6 protein-coding genes are annotated in these 5,334 nt (G+C 75.1%); all 6 read left to right on the forward strand.

The genetic code is table 11. The features are described from left to right. Positions 1-603 (forward strand): fatty acid desaturase (locus tag ACIQOV_RS25980; protein ID WP_401052353.1); only part of this gene is annotated, 603 nt, incomplete at its 5' end. A 62-nt stretch (positions 604-665) separates the two neighbouring features. After that, positions 666-1,811, forward strand: coding sequence for a glycosyltransferase family 4 protein (locus ACIQOV_RS25985; RefSeq protein WP_401052365.1), 1,146 nt, complete (start codon positions 666-668; stop codon positions 1,809-1,811). Between the two features lie 19 nt (positions 1,812-1,830). Further along, on the forward strand, positions 1,831-2,697 hold the full coding sequence (locus ACIQOV_RS25990; RefSeq protein WP_401052355.1) for an alpha/beta fold hydrolase: 867 nt from the start codon (positions 1,831-1,833) through the stop codon (positions 2,695-2,697). A 160-nt stretch (positions 2,698-2,857) separates the two neighbouring features. Beyond that, a complete protein-coding gene (locus ACIQOV_RS25995; RefSeq protein ID WP_401052358.1) occupies positions 2,858-3,973 on the forward strand; it encodes a hypothetical protein in 1,116 nt (371 codons plus the stop codon). A gap of 198 nt (positions 3,974-4,171) precedes the next feature. Next, the gene (locus ACIQOV_RS26000; RefSeq protein WP_401052361.1) at positions 4,172-4,927 is read left to right on the forward strand and encodes an alpha/beta fold hydrolase; all 756 of its coding nucleotides are present in this window, start codon (positions 4,172-4,174) and stop codon (positions 4,925-4,927) included. Further along, a partial coding sequence (locus ACIQOV_RS26005) for a MarR family winged helix-turn-helix transcriptional regulator (protein WP_401052363.1) occupies positions 4,920-5,334 on the forward strand: 415 nt, incomplete at its 3' end. The genes ACIQOV_RS26000 and ACIQOV_RS26005, both read left to right, overlap by 8 nt.

Here is a 5,334-nt window from a genome sequence, read left to right on the forward strand (position 1 = left end):
GTGCGACGCCTCATGGCCCGGTACCAGGCGGAGCTGTTCTTCCCGCTGCTCTCCCTCCAGGCGCTCGGCCTGCTCGTCGCCACCGGCCTGACCCTCACCCGTGGCACCGTCCGACACCCCGTCCTGGAACGCACCCTCGCCGCACTGCACTACGTCCTCGCGGCGGCCCTGGCCGTCCTCGTGCTCGCTCCGCTCCAGGCGCTCGCCTTCACCGCGCTGTTCGGTGCGCTGCTCGGCGTCTACCTGGGCTGCATCTTCGCCCCCAACCACAAGGGCATGCCGTTGACCGGCCCCGGCGCGCAGCGCACCGACTTCCTCCGGCGGCAGGTGCTGCCCTCCCGCAATCTGCGGGCCGGCCGGTTCGTCCACTTCCTCTTCGGCGGCCTCGGCCACCAGATCGAGCACCACCTCTTCCCGGCCATGCCGGTGCCGGCGCTGCGCCCGGCCTCGCGCATCGTGCGCGCGTACTGCGCGGAGGTCGGCGTGCCGTACGCCGAGGCGGGCCTGACCGCCTGCTTCCGGGAGATCCTGCGGGACCTGCGCGCGGTCGGCCGGTCCGTCCCGGCCCGTTCCCAGGCCGTGGCGGCGGAGGCCGCCCGGTGAGCGGGGTCCTGCCCGGGCGGGCGGCGCCCGCCACGGACGGCCCGGCCCCCGACGACGGGCCGCTGCGGGTGGTGATCGTCGCCGAGTCCTTCGCCCCGCAGCTCAACGGCGTGGCCCACAGCGTGCTCCGCACCGCCGAGCACCTCCTCGCCCGGGGGCACGTCCCGCTGGTGGTGGCACCGGCGGCGCAGCGTCGCGAGAACGAGGACTGCGGGGCGGCGTACGGCTACCGGGTGGTCCGCGTCCCGTCGGTCCCGCTGCCCGGCTACCCCGAGGTGCGGATCGCCCTCCCCGGGCGCCGGGTGGCCGACGCCGTCGAGCGGCACCGCCCGCACGTGGTCCACCTGGCGAGCCCGTTCGCGCTCGGGGCCGCCGGCTCGGCGGCGGCCGGGCGCGCCGGCGTCCCCGCCGTCGCCGTCTACCAGACCGACCTCGCCGCCTACGCCCGGACCTACCTGCCCTTCGCGGGCGCGGCCGGAGCCCGGCTGGCCTGGCGCCGGCTGCGGCACATCCACACGGCGGCCGCGCGGACCCTGGCGCCGTCCCGGGCCTCGTTCGACGTCCTGACGGCCCACGGGATCCCCCGGGTCCACCTGTGGCCGCGCGGCGTCGACTGCGTGCGCTTCCACCCCGGCCACCGGGACGAGGCCCTGCGCCGCCACCTCGGCCGGCCCGGTGAGGTGCTGGTCGGCTACGTCGGGCGGCTGGCACCGGAGAAGCAGGTCGAGCGGCTGGCCGAGACGTCCCGGCTCCCGGGCGTACGGCTGGTGGTGGTCGGGGACGGCCCGTGCCGCGCCCGGCTGGGCGCCGCACTGCCCGACGCGCTCTTCCTCGGCCGCCGCACCGGGCACGAACTCGCCCGGCTCTACGCCTCGTTCGACGTGTTCGCCCACCCCGGGCCGTTCGAGACCTTCGGCCAGACCCTCCAGGAGGCGATGGCCAGCGGCCTGCCCGTCGTGGCCCCGGCGGCCGGCGGACCGCTCGACCTGGTGCTCCCCGGACGCACCGGCTTCCTCGTGCCGCCCGGCGCGGCCGGGGGCTTCCGGGAGGCGGTGGAGCGGCTCGCCCGCGACGCGGAACTGCGCCGAACGCTCGGCCGGGCCGGCCGGGCCTCGGTGGCGGAACGCAGCTGGGAGGCGGTCGGCGACCGGCTCCTCGACCACTACCGGCTCGCGGTGGCGGAGTCCTCCGCGGCACGGCGCGCGTGAGAGCGGGGAGCGAACCGTCATGAGCCGACCGCTCGCCGCCGAGTACGCACCCGGCGCCCGCCCGGACGCCGAGACCGCCGTGTTCCTGCACGGGCTGGGCGGCTGGACCCACAACTGGGCCGCCCTGATCGAGCGCCTCCGGCCGTCGGTGCACTGCCTGGCCCTCGACCTCCCGGGCTTCGGCCGCTCCGCTCCCCCGCCCGACGGCCTCGTCACCGTCAGGCGCCAGGCCGCGGCCGTCGCCCGCCACCTCGACCGCACCGGGCACCGCCGCGTCCATCTGGTCGGCAACTCCCTCGGTGGCCTGACCGCCCTCCACCTCGCCGCCCACCGCCCGGAGCTGGTCTCCACCCTGACCCTGGTCTCGCCGGTCCTGCCCGCGCTCCCGCCGCCCCAGGCCCTGCGGATCTCCCTGCTGGGCCTGCCGGGCGCTCACCGCCTGTACGCCCGGCTGCTGTCGGCCCGGAGCCCCGACCGGCAACTCGACGACCTCTACGGCCTGATCTACGCCGACCCGTCCCGCGTCGACGCCGAACAGCGGGCGACGGAGGCGCGCGAACGCCTGCGCCGCGCCGAACTCCCCTACACCCAGAAGATGTTGGCGGAGGGCGTGCGTGCCGTCGTCCGATCCCACCTGCGACCCGCCGGCGAGGCCTCGGCCTGGCACCAGGCCCACCGGGTCACCGCCCCCACCCTGCTCGTCTACGGCCGCGAGGACCGCCTCGTCCCCTTCCGTTCGGCGGCCCGGGCCTACGCCGCCTTCCGCGACGCCCGGCTCCTCACCCTGCCCGGCGTCGGCCACGTCGCCATGCAGGAACACCCCGGCGCGGTGGCCACGGCCTTCCGCGCCCTGCTCGCGGAGCCCCGTCGCACGCCCGGCGGGTGAACGGGCAGCAGGACCCGCCCCGTGGCGGCGGCCACCCTCGGCCCCGCACTCGTCACCGCCCGCCCCGGCCCGGCAGCCTGAAGCCGCACCCCGTGCGGGTGCGTCCCGTAGCGTTTGCCTTCCACCGCGGGGACCCGCGGTGTCCGAAGCGGAGGGTCACATGAACTCGCTTTTGTCGAAGGCCCGTTGGTCAGTCTCCCTGGCGGCGGGCGCGGCACTGCTGCTCGCCGGGCCCGGCTCCGCCGGCGCCGTCACCGGCACGTCCGGCGGGCCGGTGACGGGTGTCCCGCGGACCGTCGAGCTGGACTCGTCACCCGCCTCGGTGGCGGTCGGCCCGGACGGGCGCAAGGCGTACGTCGCGGTGAAGGACAGCATCAATGGCGCCAAGGTGAAGGTGGTCGACACCCAGAGCGGGGCGATCACCGCGGTGGTGACACTGTCCACCGGGTTCGGGGCCGGTCCGGGACCGCTGGCCGTCAGCCCCGACGGCTCGCGCGTCTACGTGCTGTTCTCGACCGCCCGCAAGGCACCGCTGTCCAGCCTGGGCGCCATCGACACGGCCACCGACACCGTGGTCTCCAGCACGGAGGCACCGGACCAGCCGCGGCCCGACGGGACCCTCCCCGGGGCGCTGACCTCGCTGGCGGTCAGCGCGGACGGCGCCAGGGTCTACGTCGGCCAGGACGGACCGGCCCGCTACCACCGCCCGGCCGAGCCGAGCGCCCGGGTCCTGTCCTTCTCCCCGCAGCAACAGGGCTTCACCGCCGCCGTGCCGGTCCCCGGCCGCTACCTGGGCTCGATCGTCACGCCTCCGACCGGTGACGCGGCGTACGCCGCCACCGACGAGAACCTGGTCCGCCTGGACACCGGCACCGGGACCCCGACCGTCGCCGGTGCCATCGCCGCCCCGATCGGTTCCGTCCCGAGCCTGGCCCTCTCCCCGGACGGCACCCGGCTCTACGGCGTGGGGAACGACGGCACCGGCTACGCCGTCGACCTCGCCACCGACGCCCTCTCCACCCTGGACATCTCCCCGGGCCAGTGGCTGCAGAACCCGTCGGTGGGCGCGGACGGCACCCGGCTGTACATGGTCCAGCAGGACCTCACCAGCACGGACGGCAAGGCCTCGGTCCTCGCCCTGGACACCGCGACCGACACCCTCGTCCCGGCCGAGGGCATCACCGGCCTCAACTGGGTGACCGGCCTGGCCCTCGGACCCGACGCCCACACCTTCTACCTCACCGTCGACTCCGGCCTGCAGATCGTCGGTTACTGACCGAACCCGCGCACGCCCAGCACCACCCCGCAGCGACGGCGGGGCGGAGGTCCGGATCCCCGGCCCCGCCCCGCCGTCGCCTTTGCGCGGAGTGATCCGAGGGCGACACGAGCCGCCGGGCGTCACCCGGCGCCGCCGGCCGTCGGCACCCCGCTCCCAACATGTGACGCGACACGTGTGTCGTGTAATATGTTTTCCATGAACACTGCAGCGAAGAATCCGACCCTCGTCTTCATCCCCTGCTTCTCCGGCGCCCCGTGGAGCGCCGAACAGCTCGCCCCCTACGGCGCGGCGCCCCGGCGCACGCTGCGCCTGCCCGAGGGCGTCGACAGCATCGAGCGCTACGCCGACCACGTCGAGACCGCGATCGCCGACCTCGACGACTACGTGCTGATCGGCGACTCGTTCGGCGCGAACATCGCGCTCGCCCTCGCCACCCGCCGCCCGCGGGGCCTGCGCGCCCTGGTCGTGTCCGGCGGCTTCGCGGCCAACCCGATCGACTCGAAGCCCATGAAGGCACTGGCCCAGGTGATGGGCAAGGCGCCCGGCCCGCTCTACCGGCAGCTGACGCTGCGGTTCCACGCCCACCGCCTCGCCTCCCCGTTCGACGGCGAGGGGCAGGTGCCCTGGAGCGAGGCGCGCAGCCGCGAACTGTTCCTCGCCAACACCCCGGCCGCCTCCTTCGGTGCGCGCGTGTCGGCGGTCTTCACGGCCGACTACGTCGACGTGCTCGACCGGATCCAGGTCCCGACCCTGATCCTGACCCCCTCGCACGACGTGCTGATCGGCGAGAACGCCTCGAAGGTCATGCTCGCGGGCATCCCCGACGCCCGGGAGGTCGTGCTGCCGCGCACCGGCCACATGTTCCGCTTCTCGCACCCGGTAACCTACGCCGCCGCGGTCGAGAACTTCCTCGACCCCCTGCCGACCACCCGAAAGGACATCGATGCGTAAGGCCGAACACCTGCGGTTCGCGATCCTGGCAGCCCAGCGCGAAGGCAACCGGCTGCTGATCCAGGCCCTCAAACCCCACGGCATCACCCCCTCGCAGGCCGAGGTGCTGCGCCTGCTCCAGCAGCACGGCACCCTGAGCCTCAACGGGCTCGGACAGCTCCTGGTGTGCGAGAGCGGCACCAATCCGAGCCGGCTGGTCGACCGCGTCGTCGCGGCCGGACTGGTCGAGCGCCGCACCGACGCCGAGGACCGCCGCTACCTGCAACTCAGCCTCACCCCCGAGGGCGAGCGCCTGGCCACCGCGGTGGCCGGGATCGAGGAGTTCCTCTACGCCTCGATGGACGCCGCCTGCGAGGGCCTGGACACCGACGCGATGCTCGCCTTCCTGCACAACTTCATCGACCCCC

Source organism: Kitasatospora sp. NPDC091257, from assembly GCF_044757675.1.
GTDB lineage: Bacteria > Actinomycetota > Actinomycetes > Streptomycetales > Streptomycetaceae > Kitasatospora > Kitasatospora lactacystinica.

Coding starts and splice junctions, on each gene's coding strand:
- ACIQOV_RS25990 (WP_401052355.1), top strand. CDS start 1,831: ATGAGCCGACCGCTCGCCGCCGAGTACGCACCCGGCGCCCGCCCGGAC.
- ACIQOV_RS25995 (WP_401052358.1), top strand. CDS start 2,858: ATGAACTCGCTTTTGTCGAAGGCCCGTTGGTCAGTCTCCCTGGCGGCG.
- ACIQOV_RS26000 (WP_401052361.1), top strand. CDS start 4,172: ATGAACACTGCAGCGAAGAATCCGACCCTCGTCTTCATCCCCTGCTTC.